At 32.1% G+C, this 23,934-nt stretch carries 21 protein-coding genes; 10 read left to right on the top strand and 11 right to left on the bottom strand.

Translation table 11 applies throughout. The features are described from left to right. Positions 1 to 90: 90 nt before the first annotated feature. The 4 genes from D3P13_RS04210 to D3P13_RS04195 all read right to left on the bottom strand — a co-directional run bounded on the left by D3P13_RS04210 (position 91) and on the right by D3P13_RS04195 (position 2,404). Complete coding sequence (locus D3P13_RS04210) at positions 91 to 681, bottom strand: hypothetical protein (RefSeq protein WP_117880021.1); 591 nt, start codon at positions 679 to 681, stop codon at positions 91 to 93. Between the two features lie 31 nt (positions 682 to 712). Further along, the gene (locus D3P13_RS04205) at positions 713 to 1,060 is read right to left on the bottom strand and encodes a DUF4870 domain-containing protein (protein ID WP_117880020.1); all 348 of its coding nucleotides are present in this window, start codon (positions 1,058 to 1,060) and stop codon (positions 713 to 715) included. 27 nt (positions 1,061 to 1,087) lie between these two features. Further along, positions 1,088 to 1,474, bottom strand: coding sequence for a hypothetical protein (locus D3P13_RS04200; protein ID WP_117880019.1), 387 nt, complete (start codon positions 1,472 to 1,474; stop codon positions 1,088 to 1,090). Between the two features lie 132 nt (positions 1,475 to 1,606). Then, positions 1,607 to 2,404 carry a DUF4412 domain-containing protein gene (locus D3P13_RS04195; RefSeq protein ID WP_232829127.1) on the bottom strand — a complete coding sequence of 266 codons (798 nt, stop codon included), beginning with the start codon at positions 2,402 to 2,404 and terminating at the stop codon, positions 1,607 to 1,609. A gap of 253 nt (positions 2,405 to 2,657) precedes the next feature. Here D3P13_RS04195 and D3P13_RS04190 point away from each other — a divergent pair, with 253 nt between their 5' ends. Together D3P13_RS04190 and D3P13_RS22150 are read left to right on the top strand one after the other, a co-directional pair. Then, complete coding sequence (locus tag D3P13_RS04190) at positions 2,658 to 3,401, top strand: LytR/AlgR family response regulator transcription factor (protein ID WP_117880017.1); 744 nt, start codon at positions 2,658 to 2,660, stop codon at positions 3,399 to 3,401. A gap of 9 nt (positions 3,402 to 3,410) precedes the next feature. Beyond that, entirely contained in the window at positions 3,411 to 4,910 is a 1,500-nt protein-coding gene (locus D3P13_RS22150) for a sensor histidine kinase (protein ID WP_232829126.1), read from the top strand. Here the strand turns inward: D3P13_RS22150 and D3P13_RS04180 are convergent, their stop codons facing one another. After that, entirely contained in the window at positions 4,911 to 5,480 is a 570-nt protein-coding gene (locus tag D3P13_RS04180) for a DUF3109 family protein (RefSeq protein WP_117880016.1), read from the bottom strand. Positions 5,481 to 5,602: 122 nt separating this feature from the next. Between D3P13_RS04180 and D3P13_RS04175 the strand changes: the two genes are divergently transcribed. After that, on the top strand, positions 5,603 to 6,181 hold the full coding sequence (locus D3P13_RS04175) for a MarC family protein (protein WP_117880015.1): 579 nt from the start codon (positions 5,603 to 5,605) through the stop codon (positions 6,179 to 6,181). 83 nt (positions 6,182 to 6,264) lie between these two features. Then, complete coding sequence (locus D3P13_RS04170) at positions 6,265 to 6,873, top strand: FAD-dependent oxidoreductase (RefSeq protein WP_117880014.1); 609 nt, start codon at positions 6,265 to 6,267, stop codon at positions 6,871 to 6,873. 11 nt (positions 6,874 to 6,884) lie between these two features. Here the strand turns inward: D3P13_RS04170 and D3P13_RS04165 are convergent, their stop codons facing one another. From D3P13_RS04165 to D3P13_RS04155, 3 genes are all read right to left on the bottom strand, one after another. After that, positions 6,885 to 8,474 (bottom strand): S41 family peptidase, encoded by a 1,590-nt coding sequence (locus D3P13_RS04165; RefSeq protein WP_117880013.1) that lies wholly within the window; start codon positions 8,472 to 8,474, stop codon positions 6,885 to 6,887. 76 nt (positions 8,475 to 8,550) lie between these two features. Then, positions 8,551 to 8,973, bottom strand: a complete 423-nt coding sequence (locus D3P13_RS04160; RefSeq protein WP_117880012.1) for a deoxycytidylate deaminase — start codon at positions 8,971 to 8,973, stop codon at positions 8,551 to 8,553. 64 nt (positions 8,974 to 9,037) lie between these two features. Continuing rightward, complete coding sequence (locus tag D3P13_RS04155; RefSeq protein WP_117880011.1) at positions 9,038 to 9,619, bottom strand: HupE/UreJ family protein; 582 nt, start codon at positions 9,617 to 9,619, stop codon at positions 9,038 to 9,040. A gap of 85 nt (positions 9,620 to 9,704) precedes the next feature. Between D3P13_RS04155 and rsmI the strand changes: the two genes are divergently transcribed. Next, positions 9,705 to 10,376, top strand: coding sequence for a 16S rRNA (cytidine(1402)-2'-O)-methyltransferase (gene rsmI, locus D3P13_RS04150; protein ID WP_117880261.1), 672 nt, complete (start codon positions 9,705 to 9,707; stop codon positions 10,374 to 10,376). 476 nt (positions 10,377 to 10,852) lie between these two features. On the opposite strand, the gene D3P13_RS04140 is transcribed toward rsmI, so the two are convergent. Continuing rightward, positions 10,853 to 12,304: a flotillin family protein gene (locus D3P13_RS04140; RefSeq protein ID WP_117880009.1), complete on the bottom strand. Its 1,452-nt coding sequence runs from the start codon at positions 12,302 to 12,304 to the stop codon at positions 10,853 to 10,855. 93 nt (positions 12,305 to 12,397) lie between these two features. Then, positions 12,398 to 12,985: a hypothetical protein gene (locus D3P13_RS04135; RefSeq protein ID WP_117880008.1), complete on the bottom strand. Its 588-nt coding sequence runs from the start codon at positions 12,983 to 12,985 to the stop codon at positions 12,398 to 12,400. A gap of 192 nt (positions 12,986 to 13,177) precedes the next feature. On the opposite strand from D3P13_RS04135, the gene D3P13_RS04130 reads away from it, so the two are divergent. Further along, positions 13,178 to 13,774, top strand: a complete 597-nt coding sequence (locus D3P13_RS04130; protein ID WP_117880007.1) for a uracil-DNA glycosylase family protein — start codon at positions 13,178 to 13,180, stop codon at positions 13,772 to 13,774. Between the two features lie 40 nt (positions 13,775 to 13,814). Here D3P13_RS04130 and D3P13_RS04125 read toward each other — a convergent pair whose 3' ends face one another. Further along, complete coding sequence (locus tag D3P13_RS04125) at positions 13,815 to 16,322, bottom strand: T9SS type B sorting domain-containing protein (RefSeq protein WP_198679954.1); 2,508 nt, start codon at positions 16,320 to 16,322, stop codon at positions 13,815 to 13,817. A gap of 163 nt (positions 16,323 to 16,485) precedes the next feature. On the opposite strand from D3P13_RS04125, the gene D3P13_RS04120 reads away from it, so the two are divergent. From D3P13_RS04120 to D3P13_RS04105, 4 genes are all read left to right on the top strand, one after another. Continuing rightward, complete coding sequence (locus D3P13_RS04120; RefSeq protein ID WP_117880005.1) at positions 16,486 to 17,892, top strand: glycogen synthase; 1,407 nt, start codon at positions 16,486 to 16,488, stop codon at positions 17,890 to 17,892. A gap of 2 nt (positions 17,893 to 17,894) precedes the next feature. Then, a complete protein-coding gene (locus tag D3P13_RS04115) occupies positions 17,895 to 19,160 on the top strand; it encodes a glucose-1-phosphate adenylyltransferase (RefSeq protein ID WP_117880004.1) in 1,266 nt (421 codons plus the stop codon). Positions 19,161 to 19,260: 100 nt separating this feature from the next. Further along, complete coding sequence (gene glgB / locus D3P13_RS04110; RefSeq protein WP_117880003.1) at positions 19,261 to 21,171, top strand: 1,4-alpha-glucan branching protein GlgB; 1,911 nt, start codon at positions 19,261 to 19,263, stop codon at positions 21,169 to 21,171. Between the two features lie 158 nt (positions 21,172 to 21,329). Then, complete coding sequence (locus D3P13_RS04105) at positions 21,330 to 23,741, top strand: glycoside hydrolase family 31 protein (protein ID WP_117880002.1); 2,412 nt, start codon at positions 21,330 to 21,332, stop codon at positions 23,739 to 23,741. The last annotated feature ends 193 nt before the right edge of the window (positions 23,742 to 23,934 follow it).

Genomic DNA, 23,934 nt, shown 5'->3' with positions numbered 1-23,934 from the left:
CATTTTCGAATTCTTTACAAGAAATCAAAAGAAATACAGTGAGCCTAAGTATTAGAATATTCCTCATTTTAATATGATTTTAAATCGTTTCTAATTGCTATATGGATCTGCTTTTTTCTTCCAAAAAAAGCCACTTATTTTTACAGATTTGAAGTTAATGTCTGTAACTTCGGCATTAACTTCTCCTATAATATCATAACTATCGGTTTCAATAATCTTAATCTTACCTGTAGCATTTTCGTAAACATCAAAACCATCTCCTCTTATCCATAATTCTGGGCGTAACGGTATGTCTGAGGAGTTTTGAAGGTATAATCTAGCTCCATCTAACTTTAGTTCAGCACCAATAATTTCTTCTTTTTTGGTATTTGGAGGAATATTAATCCTTATTACAAAGCCTTTTTCTGATCCACCACCCATTACTTGTTTAAAATAATTACCCCCTAATAAGTGACCACTACCCCAACCAAGTACAGAATCTCCATTTATATATTCTTTAGTTCCATCAGGATAGGTCAACACTAAATTATTGCCTTGATCTGAATGAGGTTGAAAAGCCGTCTTATTGATATTGGGGTCGTTGTCCTTATCGCAAGCAACAGTACTTATAAATAGTAGTGCAAAAGTACCTACTGTTAATACATGCTTAATATGCTTTAAAGGATGTTTTATGTTTTTCATAAATATTTTTTTCAAGATAGATATCAGTATATTATTTTAAATTTTTAAGCCATTCTAAATATTTTTCCCCTAAAAGAGGTACTGGCTTTTCATTGCCATTAATGGCATTCATTAATCCCATTATCCACATGAACATAATAACAAAAATGCCAAAAAAGGAGACGATCCATCCTAAAATGGGAATCATTCCAATCATTCCCAATGCAAAGCCCGTTAAGGCCAAACCCAATGATTGCTTAATGTGGTAGGTTGCAAAAGCATTTTTCTTATCACCATTCATGACAAAGGCGATTATTAGTCCGATAATAGTGATATAGGCAATAATTGCTATGTTCTTGCCTTCGTTCACAACTACTGGTTTGTTTTCAATAGAGTCCATGGTGTTCTGTTTATTAGTTTTTGTTTTTTATTGACAATTCATTGCGTCTAATTCATTTTTAGCATCTTCGATAGCTTTTTTAAAATCGTTGGTACTTGCACCAGGAACACAGTTTTTAATACCTTCTAGGGCGTCCAAATAATTTTTTCCAGCACTTTTGTAATTATTACAATTTGTAGTTGTTGGGTCTTGGCTGTATGCAGTAGCAGCATTGTTCCAAGCTGTTATTTCTTTTTCGACTTGTTGTGCCCAAGAAGAATTACCACAATTTCCATTTGGATTTAAGATGTCATCTTTACTGCAGGCCGTAAATACTAAAATTGTTGTAAAAAAGGCAATTGTTAAAAGTAGTATTCTATTGAAGAAATAGTAATTGCCCTTTGCTTGATGTGTGCTTTTTTTTAAATTTTTCATAGTTATTAATTTTTAGTTACGATTCAATTTTTATAAATAATCCTCTTTTGTTTTTGGTTTTTCTTTTTGGAAAATTCGCACAGGAAATGAATACTAAAACCAATTGCACAAGAGAAAGGAATGATTTGTGGTTTACATAAATTTATAATCTGATTTTTTAATTGTTTTAGAAACTTTTTCTAGGCCAATACATTCCATTGTTGCATTTTTCTTTTTGTTTTTTAAGTTTTTCATATCCATTCGGATCATGAGAATTTTATCATCGGGTTTGAAATAATCCTTAAGTTGCACAGGCACTTTAGTTTTACCGGTTTTAAATATGTTGTCAAAGCTCACTTCTGTGTCGTTTGTGAGGTACATGATCATTTCATGCTCATCATTGTAAGCTTTTACCCCTTTGCAATGGTATCCATTGATTGTTTTATCTGGTAGTTGTTCAAAAGTGTATTTTGCAGATTCCTCGTTAGCTTCTTCTAAATCTAGATTAACATTCAAAGAATTTACCATACCAATGTTATTGTCTTTAGATTTCATAAACATTACGGTTACATTATTACTGTTATCCATAACCGTAAACATGTTTTGCATAGTAGCAGAGGTAAATCCAAAATAAGTTGCATCGGGTTTGAGGTAATAGTCAAAGGTCATATCGCCTTTTTCTGTTGACATTTTCATTGAATATTTCCAAGTGAAATCATAAGAATTGGCAACCAAATTCGGATCTGATTTTTCTTTACCGCCTTCAAATGGATTGATTTCAAAGACTTTATCCATAGATTTGGAAGCCTTATCAGCTGCTTTATTTGCTGTTTTATCTATTACCGTGTTTTCTACTTTTTGCTCTACCTTCTTTGAAAGTTTTTTAAGAAATTGTGCTTCTATATTGGGACAAACTAAAAAAAGGAGTAGGAATAGGCTTATTGTTTTCATTTTAATGATTTTTGTTTGTTAACTCAAAAGTATGCACTGACAGAATCAAAATTGAGTGAAATTGTACAGTGGGTAGTTAATTTTGTGCAATTGGAGTATAATTTTGTAAATTTCGGAATCCAAGCCAATTATGATGGTATTTACCATTGATGAAGGTTTTTGTACCAATTATACTTTGAAAGGAACCAAATATGTATATTGAAAATAAATACTAATGAAAGTCGATTATATTTAAGCATAAAATCAACCTCAAATGATAAAAGCTATAATTGTAGATGATGAACTTAGTGCTATTAAAAGCCTACAATGGGAGATTGAAAATTTTTGTAAAGGCATAGAAGTTTGCGAAACATTTACTGATCCAATAGAGGCTATTTCTGCCATAAATTACCTTAAACCTGATTGTGTTTTTTTGGATATTGAAATGCCTGAAATGGATGGTTTTCAATTGCTTAACAATCTTAAGTATAGAGGGTTTGATTTGTTAATAACCACTGCTTTTGATAATTATGCAATCCGTGCTTTTAAAGAAAGTGCTATAGATTATTTGTTAAAACCAATTGATACTGATGATCTCTTAAATTCCGTAGCAAAAATTAAGCATAATAAAGAAAGGAACTTATTAGGTACAGAATTGAAAAAAGTATTAGCCAATATTAATCAGAAAAGTAGTTTCAATAAAATTCAAATACCATTGGCAGGTAAAACCATTTTTGTGGGTATTGATGATATTATTTATTGTAAATCTGATGGTAATTATTGTGAAATTTATTTCAAAGATGGTAAAAAAGAAATTCTGTCAAAAAAAATTAAAGAAGTAGAGGCTTTAATTAATCATGACGTTTTTTTTAGAGTTCATAATTCCTATTTGGTAAATATAAACTTCATTAAAGAATTTATAAAAAGTGATGGACAATATTTAGTTTTAGAAAACGGGGTGTCTATTCCAATTTCTCGTTCTAAAAAAAATGCATTACTTAAAGTTTTAACCATTTAGTCTTATTAAGTGGATAAAGAATCAATAAAATATATATTTGAGTATCCTAATGAAAATGGTATACTCTATTTTGTGCTGGGCATTTTATTTATGCTCTCCATTTATCATTTCTTATTATATTTTCAACACAAAGACAAGTCCTATTTATATTATTGTGGGTACACTTTCTTAATTTTTTTAAGTCACTTAAATGAATCAACTGATGGGTTTGTTTCTATTTTAATCAAGCCTTTTGTTGGTATTTTAAATGCCCTTGATGTTAATTTGGTTTGGACCTATAACATGTTATATTTTATTTTTGCTTTTACTTTTTTAGATTTAAAAGCATTTTCCTTAAAATGGTATCGCATTATATTTCGAGGAATTTACATCATTTTTTTTATAACCATTGGATTCGAAATTTTATATCGTATAACAGGTAATGTCGAATTCATCACGAAAGGAAATATATTTTTTCTCATTTACATGAATATCCTTTCCATAAGAGCTTATATGCTGCTTTTTAAGATGGATAATCCTTTTAGGTACTACATTATAGTTGGTTCGCTATTTTTATTTCTTTCGTCAATGGGAGCAACACTAATTGATATGTTTGATTTGATACCAGGAAGTAATGAGCTAAGCTTTACTATTTTTTATTTTGGAGTTATTTTGGAAAATATATTATTTTCTCTAGGATTGGGGCATAAACAAAAATTAATATTAGAAGATAAAAATAAATCTCAGGCAACATTGATAAGTCAACTTCAGGAAAATGAAAAGCTAAAAGACACGATACATTTACAATTAGAAGAAAATTTGGCATCTTTAAGTCTACAAGCAAAAACTGAAAAAATACAAAAGTTAAAAGAAAAATATGACAAAGAGCTCGCCGAATTAAAAATAACTTCTTTGCGAAGTCAAATGAATCCACATTTTATCTTTAACTCTTTAAATTCTATCAAACTCTATATTATTAATAATGAAAAGGAGAATGCAGTTTATTATCTTAATAAATTTTCTAAACTCATCAGAAAAATATTAAATGCCTCTCAACAAAAAGAAATTTCACTCGCTGATGAAATTGAAACCATGCAATTATATATAAACATTGAAAATATCAGGTTTAATAATGAGATTGAGTTTGAGGTTGTCATTGATCAATCCTTAAATCTAGACACTATAAAAATACCTTCACTTATTTTACAACCTTTTTTAGAAAACGCAATTTGGCATGGTTTAGCATCTATTAAAGAAAAGAAAATTTTGAAAATAAAAGTTAATAAAGACGATGATTTTCATTTAAGTATAACGATAACGGACAACGGAATAGGACGTAAAAAATCAGCAGAAATAAATAGCCGAAAAATACACAAAACAACCTCGGTTGGTATAAAACTTACAGAGGAACGACTCAGTAATTTTGCAAAAGAATATAAAAATGATTATTCAATAACCTTTTACGATTTAATTGATGAAAAAAAGAAACCAAAAGGGACAATAGTTGAAATTAAACTACCACTACATTAATTACCTTTTCATTTTCTCTGCAACTTTCTCTAACTCGTCATACCAATCTTCACCAAATTTTCGGATTAATGCTTGTTTAACAAATTTATAAACAGGCACTTGTAATTCTTTACCTAAGGTACAAGCGTCATCGCAAATTTCCCATTTATGATAATTTACCGCAGCAAATTCTGAATAATCTTTGACTCTAACGGGGTATAAGTGGCAAGAAATTGGTTTTTTCCATGCAATGTCTCCTTGGTTATACGCCTCTTCTATACCACATTGTGCTATGCCTTTTTCATCATAATTTATATATACACAGCTGTCGTTACTAGGAATTAAAGGTGTTTCATATTCGCCCTCTGAAGTAATAAATAACCCTTGGTCTTCAATAGCTTCAATACCTTCTTTAGTTAAATATGGTTTAACTTTTGGATAAATATCCATCAGTATTTTTAACTCCTCTTCTTCCAATGGTGCTCCTGCTTCACCATCAACACAACAAGTTCCTTTACATGCGGAAAGGTTACAGACAAAATCGTTTTCAATAATTTCTTCTGAAACTATAGTTTTTCCTAATTGAAACATCGGCTTTTTTTAAAATTATAGGAGCAAAAATACATATAATTATGCATAAAATAATTATTTCTATTTTACTAGTTTAATCCGTTTATATATATACTTTTGCCGAAAATTTAAGAATAAAGAATATGCAGTTAGATTATAAAGAAATATTAACAGCAACTATGGTGTTATTTGCTGTTATAGATATTATTGGTAGTATCCCAATTATTATAGATTTACGTCAAAAAGTAGGTCATATACAGTCTGAAAAAGCATCGCTTGTAGCGGTAGTTATAATGATAGCTTTTCTATTTGTTGGAGAAGAAATTTTAAAGTTAATTGGTGTTGACGTAAATTCATTTGCGGTGGCAGGAGCATTTGTTATTTTCTTTTTAGCTCTGGAGATGGTATTAGGTATTGAATTGTATAAACATGACGCACCTGAAACGGCGAGTGTTGTGCCATTGGCTTTTCCTTTAATTGCAGGTGCTGGTACAATGACAACTATACTTTCTTTGAGTTCAGAATATCAAACCATTAGTATTGTAATAGCAATTGTAATCAATACTATTTTTGTTTATATTGTTTTAAAGCTATCTAAAAGAATTGAACGATTATTAGGTAAAGGTGGAATAGATGTAATTAGAAAAGTTTTTGGCGTAATTTTATTGGCAATTGCCGTGAAGTTATTTGCAGCCAATATTCAGGGGTTATTTATTCAATAAAATGCGAACTTCAACCTAATACTACAAGTAAGGGTTTATGATGTAATTTTGTGGCTTGAAAAATTAACTTAACTAATAACAGAATGAAAACATTTGACGTGCTTATAGTTGGAGGTGGTGCGGCAGGTATGTCTTGTGCATTGATTTTAGGTTCAGCAAAAGACAAGGGCTTTGCAAAGGGTAAAAAAGTAGGAATTATATTGCATCAAAAGGCATCTCATTTACAAGATGCCTTGTTTAATAATGTATTGGGATTAGATCCCGGTACAACAGGTGAAAGCATTCTAGAAACTGGTAAAAATCAACTTTCTGAATTATATCCAAATATTAGACAAATTGATAATGAAAAAGTAATAGAGGTACAGCGGTTACCGAATGGTTTTGAAGTGGTTACCAATAAGTCTGTATTTCATACTAAAGAAATTGTTATTGCTGTAGGTTATACGAATACTTTTTTTATAAAAGGATTAGAACAATTTGTAGAGCCTCATAAAAAAGCCAAACCTGAAAAAAATCGCATTCAGCTTAAAAATGATGATCACCTAGTTGTTGATGGTATTTATGTTGCTGGTACTTTGGCGGGATGGCGAAGCCAATTTGCTATTGCCTGTGGCAGTGGAGCCTCAGTTGTAACTGATATTTTAACGCAATGGAATGGTGGTGAACATACCAAAGTGCATGATAAGATTTAATTATAATGCTACTATGGCTTAATATAATCGATTTTCATTTCCAATTCCTTTACTTTTTTTAGCATTTCATCATTTTCATTCATTACCTGATAAAATACATTTTCATCGTAGAGGTTGCGAGCAAAAAGAGCTTTTAAATACAATTTAATATAAGGAATACTTTCAGCAGCTAATTTACTTTGATCATCAAATAAGGAAAGGTATTCTTTTAAAATTTCGCTATCACTATCAAAATTTTGTTTAAAATTGGTTACCTCCCAATCTTTGGTAGTTTCACGATGATTATCTAAATATTCAAAAACAAAATCTTGAATGGCTCTAAAATGAAATCTTCCAAAATAGGCTGTAGTATCTATACTCACAAAAACGTCAGGCACAATACCACCACCGCCATAAACATTTTTACCTTTTGGGGTAACAAATTTTAAAGAATCGATAACCTTAATACTATCACCATTAGTCAATTCGCCATTATTGTATCTTTCTAATCGGTCATTATAATAACTAGCACCACTTTCACTATTATAGGGTTTTTGAATAGATCGGCCTGTTGGTGTATAATAACGTGAAACCGTTAATCTAACCGCAGAGCCATCACCTAATTCCATTTCTTGTTGTACTAATCCTTTACCAAAAGAACGACGACCAACAATTACGCCTTTATCATTATCCTGCAAGGCTCCAGCAACTATTTCACTTGCAGATGCAGAAGATTCATCAATGAGAACATACACTTGACCTTTTTCAAAATCACCTTTTGCAGTAGCAAAACTTTTATCGATTTGACCTCCTTTATTTTTTGTAAAAACAATGAGCTTATCTTTTCCTAAAAATTCATCAATAATTTGTGTTGCAATTGTCAAATAGCCACCAGGATTTCCTCTTAGATCTAATACCAACCTTTTCATGTTTTTTTTCTGCAACGTATTCATAGCAGTTTTAAATTCATCATAAGTAGTATTTGCAAATTTGTCAATTTTAATATAGCCTAATGTATCAGTTAGCATATAATAACTAGGGATGCTCTCTAAAGGAATAGTACCTCTTTTCAATGTAAAATTTAATAAAGTGTCTTTGTACTTTCTGTATACTTTAATTTTAACTTTTGTATTTGCTTCGCCTTTCAATTTTTTTATAATGTAATCACTTTCTAAAAGCTTACCGTATAAAGTGTCATTGTCAGCGATTAAAATTCTATCACCAGCTTCAATTCCGGCTCTATCACTTGGCCCATCTTTTACAACATTACTTACGGTTAAAGAATCATTTCTCATAAAAAAACGAATGCCAACACCTACAAATTCACCGTTCATGGTTTCGGCAATAGCATCATGTTCACTCGCTGGGATATATACAGAATGCGGATCTAATTTATCTAAGATGTTTCTAATGGTTCCATCTAAAAGACTATCGGTATCTACTTTATCAACATAGTCATATTGAATGTAGTTTATTAACCTTTTAATTTTTGCTTCTTGAGAACTAGAATTGAATAGAAAACCTGAGTTATTTTGAGGGTAATTTAACATACTGCCAATAAAAATACCTAAGGCTACCGCCAAGGCTAAAAATAAAGGATAATATATTTTGCTATTTTTCATACTTTAAAATAGTTTCAAGTCTTTTTAGTTTAGTCATTTACATTTGAGAATGTAACGAGTACTATATTATGGTCTTTTATTCGTTCAAATATACGAGTTCAATACCCGCTTTTTCTAAAAATTTTAATCCAGAATTGTCTTTATAAGCTTGAGCGTAAACAACTCTTTTAATTCCTGATTGATGAATGAGTTTGCTACATTCTTTACATGGTGACATGGTAATGTAAAGTGTAGCTCCCTTACAACTTTGTGTTGAGGAGGCAACTTTTAAAATTGCATTAGCTTCCGCATGAAGTACGTACCATTTGGTATAATTTTCATCATCTTCACAGATATTTTCAAAACCAGTTGGAGTCCCATTATAACCGTCAGAGATAATCATTTTACCTTTTACAATTAAGGCTCCTACTTGACGACGTTTACAATAGGATAACTTTGCCCATTCTTTTGCCATTTTTAAATAGGCAACATCATATTTGAGTTGTTTTTCTATTGTCATACTAGGTTCAACGAAATTTTAGTCGGCAAAGTACCGATAAAATTATGGGTTTTTTGTTAAATTTTTACCAAAATATGCGTTCCGCTAGCATTGGGATAACAACACCAATTACTATTGAAGAGAGTACTAACACCCAATCTCTCTTTGAAACTCTAAAAAAGTTCTGAGCAATATAACCTAAAATTAAAATACCTAACACTATAATTACTTGAGCAATTTCAATACCAATTGCAAATTCTAACAAGGGTAATATTTTAGATTCGGTATCGTCCATTAGCATTCTAAAATAATTTGAAAACCCTAAGCCATGGATTAAACCAAAGAAAAAGGCGAATATTAAATTGATATTTGAACTTTTTTGCTTGCTCTTTTTTAGAGTTACTATATTTACCAAAGCAGTAATAAATATAGTAACGGGTATTAAAAATTCAACTATTTCAATATTTATATTTATAATATTATAAGAGGCAAGTGTTAAGGTTATGGTGTGGCCAATTGTAAAAAGTGTAATTAACCAAAGCACTTTTTTCCAATTGGTGAAATTGTAAATAACTGCTAAGGCTACTAAAAATAATATATGGTCGTAAGCTTGCCAATCTAAAACATGGTATAAACCTAATTTTAAATAAAGAGTAAAATCTTCCATGTGGTAAAAATACAAATTCCAATAAATATAATAAGTCTGTCATTTGCATAAACTTTGTTAAATTGCAGCTAAAATATTTAAGGTGATTTCAAAACTATATATTGTTCCTACTCCAATAGGTAATTTAGAAGATATGACTTTCAGAGCTGTTAGAGTGTTGAAAGAAGTAGATACTATTTTGGCAGAAGATACCCGTACTTCGGGTAAATTATTAAAGCATTTTGAAATTGGTACGCAAATGCAAAGTCATCATATGCACAATGAGCATAAAATGGTAACACGTCTAGTGGAGCGATTAAAATCTGGCGAATCCATTGCTTTAATTTCTGATGCAGGAACACCGGCAATTTCAGATCCGGGATTTCTATTAACGCGAGCTTGTATTGAAAATGATATTGAAGTGGAGTGTTTGCCAGGAGCAACAGCCTTTGTGCCAGCTTTGGTAAATAGTGGCTTGCCTAATGATAAATTCGTATTTGAAGGTTTTTTACCCATTAAAAAAGGAAGACAAACAAGAATGGAGCTTTTGGCAGAAGAACCAAGGACTATCATTTTTTATGAGTCTCCTCATAAATTGATAAAAACCTTAACACAGTTTGCGGAACATTTTGGTTCCGATAGAAAAATTTCAGTTTCCCGTGAGTTGACTAAATTGTATGAAGAAACAGTTAGAGGAACGATAAAGGAAGTGTTAACTCACTTTGAGAATAAACCACCGAAAGGGGAGTTTGTGCTGGTTGTTGATGGGAGAAAGTAGTTTTCAGTTAACAGTAGCTGTATCCAGTACAATGATTTTGTAAATATCAATACAGATTCTATTCGTTTGTTGTCATTCCGAGGTGCGAGGAATTTGTTAAATCTATAAGAATGATTCAATGACTATTCACTTTTTGATTTCTTTTTTTTAACAAATTTGTTAAATCCTTGCTTTTTGTGTTTTTTATGAAATTTTCAATTTGTTTTATATTTGCGTTTGGAAATGGTTTCTTTAAAATACATATTTCTAAAATTTTTCCCAATCTTAAAACACTCAAAATTGAAACAATGAGCCAAAAAATTTTATCTAGTAATCCCATATTAATTAAATGATTTAATTTATTAGACAAAAATATCATGACTTCAAATTTATTTTATGACATACTATAAAACAGAATATAACCCTTGTAAACATTGAGGAAAACAAAAAAACCTCGCCAATTGACGAGGTTTTTAACTATAAATTTATACAGTTTATTATTCTGTAGTATCGTCTTTTGGTTTTACATCTTTCGTTTTAGAATTGCTTTTTTTAGTAGGCTTGTCCTCAACGGCATCTTCAATACCTTCACCTTTTAAATAGTTTGGCAATTGCATACCTGCCATGTTAAACATTTCTTGTAAAGGTGGAACTGATTTGTACATACCCGAAATAAAGTTAGAAGTTGATGTTTTGCCATCTTTACCTCCACCATTTTCCCAAACTGTAATTTTATCGATTTTAATATTTTTAATTGCTTCAGCTTGTGTTTTCACCAACTCTGGTAATTTATCAGCTACTAAAAGTAATACCGCATCTTTCGAATTGTTACCAGCAGCTTTTACAATTTGATCTAAACCAGCAGCCTGTTTTGTTAAAATTTCATAGAGTCCTTTTGCTTCTGCTTCTTTTTTCATAAAGATAGCATCTGCTTCACCTTTTGCAATTCTTCTAATTTGTTCCGCTTGTGCTTCGGCATCAATTTCAATTTTTTGTTTGTCAATTCTAGCAGGGACAATAATATCTGCACCTTGTTCAGCTTCCTTACGTGTTGCCCTAGCTTCTTCAGCAATTTTTTCAGCAGCATATGCTTCTTCTAATGCTTTTGCCGCTTGTACTTTTTCAGAGGCATTGGCAATTCTTTCTGCTTCAGCTTCTCTAGATCTTCTAGCAGCATCTGAATTTGCTATCTGAATTTTGGCAGTATTTTCACCTTCTACTGCATGGGCATTGGCTGCCGCTACCTGAATACGTTGATCTTGTACTGCTTGAGCCTCACCAATAGAACCATCTCTAACTTTTTGAGATACCGATATTTTAGCATCGTTAATTGCTTTTGCAGCGGCTTCCTTACCTAAAGCTTCAATATATCCAGACTCATCGTGAATATCTGTAATATTAACGTTTATTAATTTTAAACCTACTTTTTTCAATTCCGCTTCAACACCATGAGTAATATGTGATAAAAATGAATCACGGTCAGAATTAATTTCTTCAATATCCATAGATGCAACCACCATACGTAGTTGACCAAAAATAATTTCTTGAGCTAATTCTTTAACAGCTTCCAACGTTAGTCCCAATAATCTTTCTGCAGCATTTTGCATTACACTAGGCTCGGTAGAGATACCAATGGTAAAACGTGAAGGTACGTTTACACGAATGTTTTGCTTACTTAAGGCATTGGTTAAATTGACCTCAATGGACATTGGGGTTAGGTCTAAAAATTCATAATCTTGAATAATTGGCCATATAAATGCCGCACCACCATGGATACATTTGGCAGATTGTCCGCCACCTGTTTTACCGTAAACAACTAAAATTCTATCAGAAGGACAGCGTTTGTACCTTCGCATCATAGAAAATAAGAAAATAAATAATATTAATATGACGGCAGCAATTAAATAAATTCCGCTGAATGCTTCAGCTTGGGCAAATAATAGATTCATAGGTTTAATTTTTTTGATTTTTAAAAGTCACATACTGTTCGCAAATAATCATTCCCCTAAATGATAATGCTGTTAACATGTTCGTTTCACTTGTTATTTGTTTTTTGATAGGGTTTCAACTAATAATAATTCGGCACTAACTATTTCAATTACTTTTACAACCGTACCCGTCGCTAAGTCAATATTTTCGTCGGTAAGGGCCTCTAGTTCTCGCAATGAACCTTGAACACTTACTTGAATCTTACCAGTTTTGGAGCGGTTGGCACCAATGGGTAAATAAACTTCACCAACAGTTCCAATAGCATTTTTAATTTTTAAAGTACCATCTTCCGTAAGGCGATTCATAAAATAGAAAAGGGAAGAAGTGGCCACCATCATTAAGAGACCAGCGATTACCGAAATGGTTAAGATTACGCCGTCTGATAGATCATAGCCCGTGCAAACTACACCTGTCCAACCAAAAATAGTAAAAAAGGCGATTAAGTTTTTGAATGTAAAAAATTGAAATCCAACACCACCATCATCAGCTTCAAAATCAGTACCGTCTGCTACCATATCACTATCCATGTCACCACCTAAAAAGGTCATGATAAGAATAACAATAAAGATTGCAGAACCGATTAGAGCAATGATCCAATAGGTTTGTTCAAAAGTTGACATTCCGTCAAAAAATTCTTGCATTTAGGTTGGTTTTAGTTAAAAAAAATATGGTTAACCAATATAGGTATATTCTTGTAATTAGTTATTGTTTTTAATGACTTTTTAGAAAATTTGATTTTGTTCTAAAGAAGCGATTTTGAAAACTTCATTTTACAATAAATAATGTACCTTTAAATTATATAATTGTCCATATTAAAGGACTGGTAATTAGGCATGAAAGAAGTATTAAAAAATATTCGAAAATGCGAAGTATGCATCTCGCATTTGCCATTAGGCCCTAGACCGGTTTTGGCAGCGAGTTGTGAATCTAAGATTGTAATTATTGGTCAAGCTCCAGGAACCAAGGTTCATAAAACAGGAATACCATGGGATGACCCGAGTGGAAAGCAATTACGTAAATGGTTAGACATTACGGATGAAACATTTTATAATGAAAAGGAAATAGCAATTGTACCCATGGGGTTTTGTTATCCCGGTAAAGGAAAATCAGGCGATTTACCTCCTAGACCTGAATGTGCACCTTTATGGCATCAACAACTTTTGGATAAAATGCCTAATGTAGAGCTGATTATACTTATTGGAATGTATGCTCAAAAATATTATTTGAAAAAAGACGCTAAAAAGACGCTGACTGAAACAGTAAAAAACTATCAGGAGTATTTGCCCAACTATTTTGTGCTACCTCACCCATCGCCTAGAAATCGTTTTTGGTTGACTAAAAATCCTTGGTTTGATGAAGATGTATTGCCTGTTTTAAAGGAAAGAATAGAAGGTATACTTAGTTCCACTTCCTCTCTGGAGAGGGGTTAGGGATGTTTTTAAGACTTATTCCTACTGTTGTTGTGACATACTACCTCCTCACTAAACTGAAATGCCCTTTTCTGTTTCTTACAGCTCCATTTTTATCCGTCAGTTGAACTTTAAACCAATAATCACTAGCTGGCATTGGTTTGCCTTTGTAATTACCATCCCAACCGAAATCATTTACATCAGTTTTAGCCAGCATTTTTCCAAATCGATCATAGATATAGATACTAGACATTTCAAAAGTATCTTCACGTATACCTTTTATACTCCAAGTATCATTGAATCCGTCATTATTGGGCGTAAAAAATTTAGGAAAGCCAATAACCGAAACGTCAATGCTGATCGTTCCACAATTATTTTGTTCTCTTATATATAAGGTGTGAATTCCAGCGGCAACATTTTCAAAGATAGGTTCAGTTTGATAGGAGTCATCTTCATCATCTAGTGCAAATTCATAATCGCCAATACCTAAATTATCTGTGTTTATCGTAATTGTATTATTATCAGAATCATCTTTGATTAGAATATCATTTAAGGTGATACTGGATAAATCAGATTCTTTCACCGAAATTGTTTTTGGAGCAGAGGTGCAGTTTGCATCTGAGGTTGCCGTTACAGTGTAAACTCCTTTAGAATTTACTGTTGCAGTAGGTTCAGTGCTAATGACTTCATTTTTGTCATTAAGCCATTCATACGAATAGTCACCATCGGCATTAAATGTTTCAATAACGAGTGGACCTAAATTTAAGCATAAGGCCTCTTCAGGATTTACTTCAAATTCTGGACTAGGATTTACGGTTAACAACAGATTTGGACCAATTCCATAACAGGCACCGTTGTCAGCACTTTCTACCCTTACAAAAAGAGTTTCGTTATAAGAAAGTGTATTCATATAATTTGTTTGATCTGTAATTTCATTCTCTTCGGATTGTGCATCAATGAGATTTTTAAAGTAAGAGACTCTTAAATTTTGACCTGAAGGAAATTGACCAATTAGTTGATTAGAAGCACTTGTAAGGTTAAATGTTGTAATACCATCATTAGCATCTAAATTATCGCAACCTACTAAATTATAAACATAGCCCTCTGGAAAAGCGGTAGTGGAAACCTCTAAGTTTATAGTGGATATTAAAAAACATGCATTTGGCTTTTCAACACGTGCGTAAACAGTAGTCGCTGTTTGATTATTAAAAGGATATGCATTAACCGCATTAATTTCTGCTTCTGCATCTGCTATGGTAAGGTGATATGATACTCTTAATTCATTATCTCCTTTGGTTATAATTTCGGTAGCCTCATTTAAATTAAAATTAGTGAAACCATCGTTGACATTATCTATATCGCAATTTTTAAAATTTAGAACAGATTTAATATCTGGTAATTCGTTAGCTGTAGCTATAATAGGAATTCTAGGGCTTTCTCCACATCCAGCCCCAACAACAGAAGCGTAATATGTAGTTGTATTTATAATGGTTGGCTTAAAATTTTCGCCGGTAAATAAAGTGGTTCCACCTGTTGGAGTATCGTGCCATACCACACTGCCAACATCTGATTTTGCAATTAGCGTTAGTTCTCCTGGACCACATCTTGTTGATGGAACTGTTGAGGTTATTGCAGGAATATAAATGTTGGTACTTGTAGAAATATTAACTTCAGGATCATCTGGCATTCCGCCATATTCTACAATATATCCTTTAGGTTGAAAGTCGCCTGAAGTGGAACCAGTATTGCTTAAATCGTTCCAAGAACCTAAAATACCAACTCCGGGAGCCGTGATATGAGCATAATCTTCATCACCCAAATTGTTGGGTTCGTTCGTGTTCCAAAAGGCAAAAGTAGGTGAATTTCCTACCGCTAAACCATACCAAAAGAAAGTGCCTTTTTCTGGTCCAGTTACCCATTTCCAATTGCCTTCTGATTCAGCATCGCTACCGCCAATCCATCCAGCACCACTCGCTTGCTCACCAGCCAATTTAGCCTCGTCAGGTGAGGTTATCGTTGCTAAATAACCCTCTAAACCAAAATAGGTTCTGTTTTCAGCAGCGACTTTGGCATCGGACCAGGTAATACCAATATTTGAGATGTATTCGTAGTAATGGTCAGTAGATGGTAAATAGTTTGCTGAACCGATGGTAAAAGAAAATGACCTATTACCTGAAATCGTAACAGAACTGCTGCTAAATACAATATCTTTAACGGCGGCAATTAAATCTGTATAATTCATTTCAGGAGTAATTGCACTTTGCAATGTTAATTTACCTTCAAGGGCACTCCATTGTGTAGTTATTTTAGAATGTGTAGCACTATTGTTGAGCTTTAACAGATCTTCCCCATTAACATAACCTTCAGAGATTTGTATGTAAAATGCCTGAATAGAAGTGTCGTCTGGATCTATAATATCAAAACTACTTACCACATTAACTTCAGATAACGGGCAGTAGGCTGTATTGCCAATTGCTTGTATTGACGGCGGAATATTAGTTTGACTCCAGCTTACCTTAAAGAGTAAAATCAATAGTAAACAAATAGGGATACTTTTTTTAAAATTCATTGAATTCAGCAATTGTTTTATATGTGTAAAGTTAGGCAAATGTTTTAAAGATTTCATATTCAGGGCTAAAATGAATAATTATAAAAAATCATAAAAAACATACATATTTTAAAGAGTATTTTAAAAAATGTTTTGTAATTTTAAGGATTATCAAACCTTACCTATGAATATATTACATGTTAGTGCTGAATGTTATCCTATTGCAAAAGTCGGAGGTTTGGCTGATGTTGTAGGCTCTTTACCTAAATATCAAAATAAATTAGGGGTAACCAGTGAGGTTGTTATGCCCTTTTATGATAACGCGTTTACAAAATCAAATAAATTTAAAACCATTTCAAGTTCTAAAGTTAGACTAGGTGTATTTGATTTAGATGTTAATATCTTAATGTTAGAAAATAATGACTTGGGGTTTGACTTATTTTTGGTTGATATACCAACATTATTGTTTAAAGATTATGTTTATTCTTCTAATGATACGGAACGTTTTTTAGCTTTTCAAATTGCCGTGTTAGATTGGGTACTGCAGAAAGAGAAAAGACCAAAAGTGGTACATTGTCATGATCATCATACAGGATTAATTCCTTTTATGATGGATCAGTGTTATAAATACAGCGAACTAAAAAATGTGGCAACCATTACTACCATACATAATGCTCAGTATCAAGGATGGTTTTCGCATGACAAAGTATATATGATCCCTGAATTTGATTTTACACAAGTTGGTTTAATCGACTGGAATCATCAAATAAATCCACTAGCAGCTGCAATTAAATGTGCTTGGAAAGTAACCACAGTATCACCAAGTTACATGGAAGAGTTGAAAAGTAACGCCAATGGATTGGAGAGTTTATTGAGTCATGAGAGTGCTAAATGCGTGGGTATTTTAAATGGAATTGATACTCAGGTCTGGAATACAGAGACAGATAACTATATTATAAAAAATTACACTCAAAAAACCTTAGATGCTGGTAGAAAAGCTAATAAAGAATGGTTGTGTAAAGAGTTTGGTCTCAATCCTCAAAAACCATTGTTCTCATTTATAGGGCGATTAGTTGGGGAAAAAGGAGCAGATTTGTTTCCACAAATATTCGATGCGGCTTTACAACATTTAGACATTTCTATTTTATTATTAGGTTCTGGTCAAAAAGATATTGAAGGTGCTTTAGAGATGCTTACTTATAAATATAAAGGAGATTATAGCACTTATATCGGTTACGACGAAAGGCTAGCCCATATCATTTATGCTGGTGCTGATTTTCTTTTAATGCCATCACGTGTTGAGCCTTGTGGGTTAAATCAAATGTATGCCTTACGATATGGAACTATACCTATAGTAAATAGTGTAGGTGGGTTAAAAGATACCGTTATTGATGTAGAAGGAGGCGGTTTCGGATTCGTACACCATCAACTCAACACTGAAACAGTAGTTAAAACAATTGAAAGAGCAACTCTTTTGTACGACGATCAAAAGGAGTTTAATAAAATCCGTAATTTAATTATGCAAATAGATCACTCTTGGGATTCTTCTGCAAAAGCATATATCAATTTATATAAATCATTAAAAAAGTAAATATGAACAGCAAAAAGGTATTATCAATTATTTTAGGAGGAGGCCAAGGGTCAAGGCTTTACCCCTTGACAGAATCAAGATCTAAACCTGCAGTACCAATTGCGGGTAAATATAGGTTGGTTGATATCCCTATTAGTAATTGTATCAATAGTGAAATAAAGCGTATGTACGTGTTAACGCAATTCAATTCAGCCTCATTGAATAGACATATTAAAAATACCTATCATTTTAGTTTTTTCAGTTCAGCATTTGTAGATGTGTTAGCTGCCGAACAAACGATGCAAAGTCAATCATGGTTTCAAGGAACTGCAGATGCCGTGAGACAAAGTATGCATCATTTTTTACGTCATGATTTTGAATATGCTTTAATTCTATCTGGAGATCAACTGTATCAAATGGATTATAGATTAATGCTTGAAGAACACATTAAAAAGGGTGCTGAAATTTCAATTGCCACTATTCCAGTAAACGCAAAAGATGCTACCTCATTTGGTATTCTTAAAGCCGATAATGATAACGTAATCACTTCTTTTATTGAAAAACCAGATGCTGAATTACTTCCAGATTGGACTTCAGAAGTAAGTGATGAAATGAAAGGTGAAAATAGAAATTACTTGGCTTCAATGGGTATCTATATATTTAATAGACAGTTATTGGTAGATTTAATGAGTAATCCGGATACCAACGATTTTGGTAAAGAGATTATTCCAAGTGCCATACACGATCACAAAACGTTAAGTTATCAATTTGAAGGATATTGGACAGATATTGGTAATATAGATTCATTTTTTGAAGCCAATTTAGGATTGACAGATAATATTCCAAAATTCAATTTATATGACACCGATCAAAGGGTTTATACAAATGCAAGAATATTGCCTACTTCAAAAATATCAGGTACGGTATTAGATAAAGCTGTAATTGCAGAAGGTTGTATTATTCAAGCTGCTAAAATTGAAACTTCGGTAATAGGTATAAGATCAAGAATAGGTAAAGAATCAACCGTTATTAATACCTATATGATGGGTTGCGATTATTACGAATCTCTAGAAGAAATAAACAGAAATAAAACCCCAATTCTTATGGGTATTGGTGAAAGGTGCTTTATTAAAAACACCATAATCGATAAAAACTGTAGAATTGGAGATGATGTTAGAATTAATGGAGGTCCGCATTTAAAGGATAAAGAAACAGATCAATATGTTATTAAAGACGGTATCGTTGTTATTAAAAAACATGCGGTATTACCAAAAGGATATTCAATTTAATGATGCCTTTTTTAATCTAGTATATTAAAATAAATGCAATAATTTACCTCTTATTGAGGTTAAGAGTGTTTTCACTCTAAATAATAGATCAAACAAAACTATGACCAAAGTATCAACGTATAGCCAATTTACTGATTTTGACATCGCCCTGTTTAAATCAGGTAAACATTTTAAATTATACGAAAAACTAGGCTCTCATATTGTAACTGTAGATGGTGTAAAGGGAACGTATTTTGCAGTTTGGGCTCCATCAGCTAAACAAGTTTCTGTTATTGGAGATTTTAATTTTTGGTCAGGAGAAGAGCATCCGTTAAATGTACGTTGGGATGCCTCTGGTATTTGGGAGGGTTTTATACCTGATGTTGGTGAAGGTAGCTTATATAAATACAAAATACACAGTAATCATAACGGTGTTATAACAGAAAAAGCTGATCCTTATGCGAAGCGTTGTGAACATCCACCTAAAACAGCTTCTATTGTTTGGGGTATTGATAATTATAAATGGAAAGATAAAAAATGGATGTCTTATCGTAAGGATAAGAATGGTTTAGATAGACCTTATTCTGTTTATGAAGTGCATTTAGATTCTTGGATGAAATCTAAAGATAATGAGCGTTTAACCTATAAGGAATTAGCTAAAAAATTAGTCCCATATGTTAAGGAAATGAACTTTACGCATATTGAGCTAATGCCAATTATGGAATATCCTTATGACCCTTCATGGGGCTATCAATTAACAGGATATTTTGCACCTACTTCTCGTTTTGGTACACCACAAGATTTTATGTATTTGGTAGATCAATTTCATCAAAATGATATTGGTGTAATTTTAGATTGGGTACCATCGCATTTTCCATCTGACGATCATGGTTTAGGCTTTTTTGACGGATCACATTTATATGAGCACCCTGATAAAAGAAAAGGATACCATCAAGATTGGAAAAGTCTAATATTTAATTATGAACGTAACGAAGTGCGTTCTTTTCTGATTAGCAATGCTTTATTTTGGTTAGAAAAATATAATATTGATTGCTTGCGTGTTGATGCTGTAGCATCCATGTTATATTTAGATTATTCGCGTGAAGATGGTGAATGGGAGCCAAATATTTATGGTGAAAGAGAAAACTTAGCAGCGGTTTCTTTGCTAAAAGAATTTAACCAAGCCGTAGAAGATAATTTTGATGGTGTAATAACCATTGCAGAAGAGTCAACTGCTTTTCCTGGAGTAACAAGAGCTGTAAAACATGATGGTCTAGGTTTTGGAATGAAATGGATGATGGGTTGGATGCATGATACATTAGATTATTTTGCCAAAGACCCTATCTATAGGCAGTATCATCAAAATGATATTACATTTAGTTTAGCTTATGCATTTTCTGAGAACTTTATGTTACCGTTATCGCATGATGAAGTTGTTTATGGTAAAAATTCTATTTTAGGGCGAATGCCTGGTGATGAATGGCAACGTTTTGCTAATTTAAGATTGCTTTATGGCTATATGTTTACACATCCTGGTACTAATTTAGTGTTTATGGGAGGTGAATTTGGTCAATATAACGAGTGGGATTTTCAGAAAAGTTTAGATTGGAATTTATTAGAGTTTGAACCACATAAAAATACACAAGCATTTTTTAAAGATTTAAACCAATTTTATAAAAATACACCCGCATTATATGAAAAAGCATTTAGTGCTGATGGTTTTGAATGGATAAGTTTAGACGATAATAAAAATTGCGTACTTTCTTATATCAGGAAAGGGCACGATAAAGAAAATGATACCATTGTAGTATGTAATTTCACACCTAAAACTATTGAAAAGTACAATATTGGATTGCCTAGAAAAGGAAAAATAAAAGAAATATTTAATAGCGATTCAGAAAAATATGGTGGAAGCGGATTTTCTAATACAAAACAAATCACTTTAAAGAAGAAAAAAGAACATAATAAACCTTATTCTGCAACAATAGGTATACCACCTTTAGGTGTTGTTATTTTTAAATACATTTCTTAAAAAAATCAGTATTTCTGGTACTAAATAACAATATTTTATTAATTTAAGATATTGTTATTTATGTTATTTGCAATGTTTTACCCCCTTTTTTAAATAAAACGGACTAAGTATCGTTCTAAAATTCAGTAGTTTTGCGAACCGATTTACAATAACAATTTATGATTACAAATACAGAACTAGAAATAATAGGGAATCAATTTCCTTCAAAAATAGTATCATACGAAAAACATATTGACACCTTTAATTTTTTTACTGAGAATGGTGTTACATTAAAAGTAACTATTTTAAGAGACAGTGTTATTCGCTTTAGATATAGCACCACAGGTATTTTTGAAAATGACTTTTCTTATGCTATTACCAAATATGCTAATAGCGGTTATGATATACTTGAAATTGAAGAAAATGATGACCAATATGAAATTACCACAGAAAAATTAATATGTCGTATTAAAAAAGTGAATGCTAGAATTTCATTGTTTGATGCAAAAGACAAGACCTTAATTATTGATGATGAAATTGGTTTTCATTGGGAAGAGAGTTATGAGCATGGAGGTAATGTGGTTAAAATGAGTAAGAAATCTCGTAAAGGAGAAAGCTATTACGGACTTGGAGACAAGCCTACACATTTAAACTTAAAAGGTAAGCGTTTTCAGAATTGGGTAACTGACTCTTATGCTTATGGTAAAGATACTGATCCACTATATAAAGCCATTCCCTTTTTTACAGGACTACATGCTGGAAAATCGTATGGTATTTTCTTTGACAATACATTCAGATCTTATTTTGATTTTGCTCATGAACGTAAAGATGTGATGAGCTTTTGGGCTCAAGGTGGTGAAATGAATTACTACTTTATGTATGGCCCAGAAATGGATAAGGTAGTTGCTAATTATACAGATTTGACTGGAAAGCCACATCAAATGCCTCCTTTATGGTCTTTGGGTTTTCATCAATGTAAATGGAGTTATTATCCTGAAAGTAATGTGAAAGAGGTTACTTCAAAGTTCAGAGAATTACAAATACCATGTGATGCCATTTATTTGGATATTGATTATATGGAAGGTTTCAGGTGTTTTACTTGGAATAAAGAATATTTTCCTGATCCTAAAAGAATGGTAAAAGAACTATTGGATGACGGTTTTAAAACCGTTGCTATTATTGATCCGGGAATCAAAATTGATGCAGATTATAACATTTTTAGAGAAGGTCTAGAAAAAGATTATTTTTGTAAAAGAGCTGACGGTCCTTATATGAAAGGAAAAGTATGGCCTGGTCAATGTTACTTTCCCGATTTCACCAATCCTGAAGTTAGAGAGTGGTGGTCTGGATTATTTAAAGAATTAATAGAAGATATAGGCGTAAAAGGCGTGTGGAATGATATGAATGAGCCTGCTGTTATGGAAGTGCCAAACAAGACGTTTCCTAATGATGTTCGTCATGATTATGATGGAAACCCATGTAGTCATAGAAAAGCTCATAATATTTATGGAATGCAAATGGCGAGAGCAACCTATCAAGGTTTAAAGAAATTTGCTTTTCCAAAAAGACCATTTGTAATTACTAGAGCTGCATATTCAGGTACACAACGTTATACGAGTTCTTGGACTGGTGATAATGTGGCCTCTTGGGAGCATTTATGGATTGCTAATGTACAAGCTCAACGTATGTCAATGTCAGGTTATTCTTTTGCAGGAAGTGATATTGGTGGATTTGCAGAGCAACCAGAAGGTGAATTATTTGCAAGATGGATTCAATTGGGTATTTTTCATCCTTTTTGCAGAGTACATTCTTCAGGTGATCATGGAGCACAAGAACCTTGGGCATTTGGAGATGAAATAACTGATATTGTTAGAAAGTTTATAGAACTACGCTATCAGTTGTTACCTTATCTATATACTGCTTTTTGGCATTATTTTAATGATGGTGTTCCAATTTTGAAATCAATGGTAATGTATGATCAAGAAGATATTCAAACACATTACAGAACTGATGAGTTTGTGTTTGGAGATAAAATTTTAGTGTGTCCTATTCTTGAACCAAATTCAAAAGGAAGAAGAATGTATGTTCCTAAAGGTGACTGGTTTAATATGTGGAATGATGAAGTTGTAGAAGGAGGTAAAGAAATGTGGGTGAGTAGTGATATTGAAACAATGCCTATTTTTATAAAATCGGGTTCAGTTATACCAAAATATCCAGTACAACAATATGTAGGTGAAAAAAACATTGAAGAGGTTACTTTAGATGTTTACTTTAAAATAGGAACTGAAAAATCTTTCTTATTTGATGATGCTCATGATGGGTACGACTATACCAAAGGAAAATATAGTTATAGAACTTTTAAACTTCTTGGTAAAGAAAAGCAACTGATCATTCAGCAGCATAAATCAGGTAGATATGATGCAGATTATAAATTGTTTAAAATTAAATTTCATGGTTTGCCATTTGAAATAGATAAAATACAGATTGATAACGTAGAAATTGATTTTAAAAAGGTAAAAGTAAACGGAGATAATACTTTAATAATAGATAAAGATTTTACTGAGCTACATATTTTTAGTGAAGATAAATAAGTGCTTGGTATAAAGAAATAAGCGGGTTGGAAGTTAAGGTGAAAAAAGTGTTAGAGTTACGAAACAATGAAGATCAGTCTTTGTTATTTTTAAAATATAGCTAAAGAATCTGATAAACAAAAACTTTAATTATCAATTGTTACAAAAAAAATAACCCCCGAGTTAATCGGGGGTTATTTTTGGTTTGTGGAAA

The organism is Aureibaculum luteum (assembly GCF_003449015.1).
Classification (GTDB): Bacteria; Bacteroidota; Bacteroidia; order Flavobacteriales; family Flavobacteriaceae; genus Aureibaculum; species Aureibaculum luteum.
The sequence above is the reverse complement of the archived record's forward strand: the minus strand, read 5'-3'. Positions and strand labels throughout refer to the sequence as shown.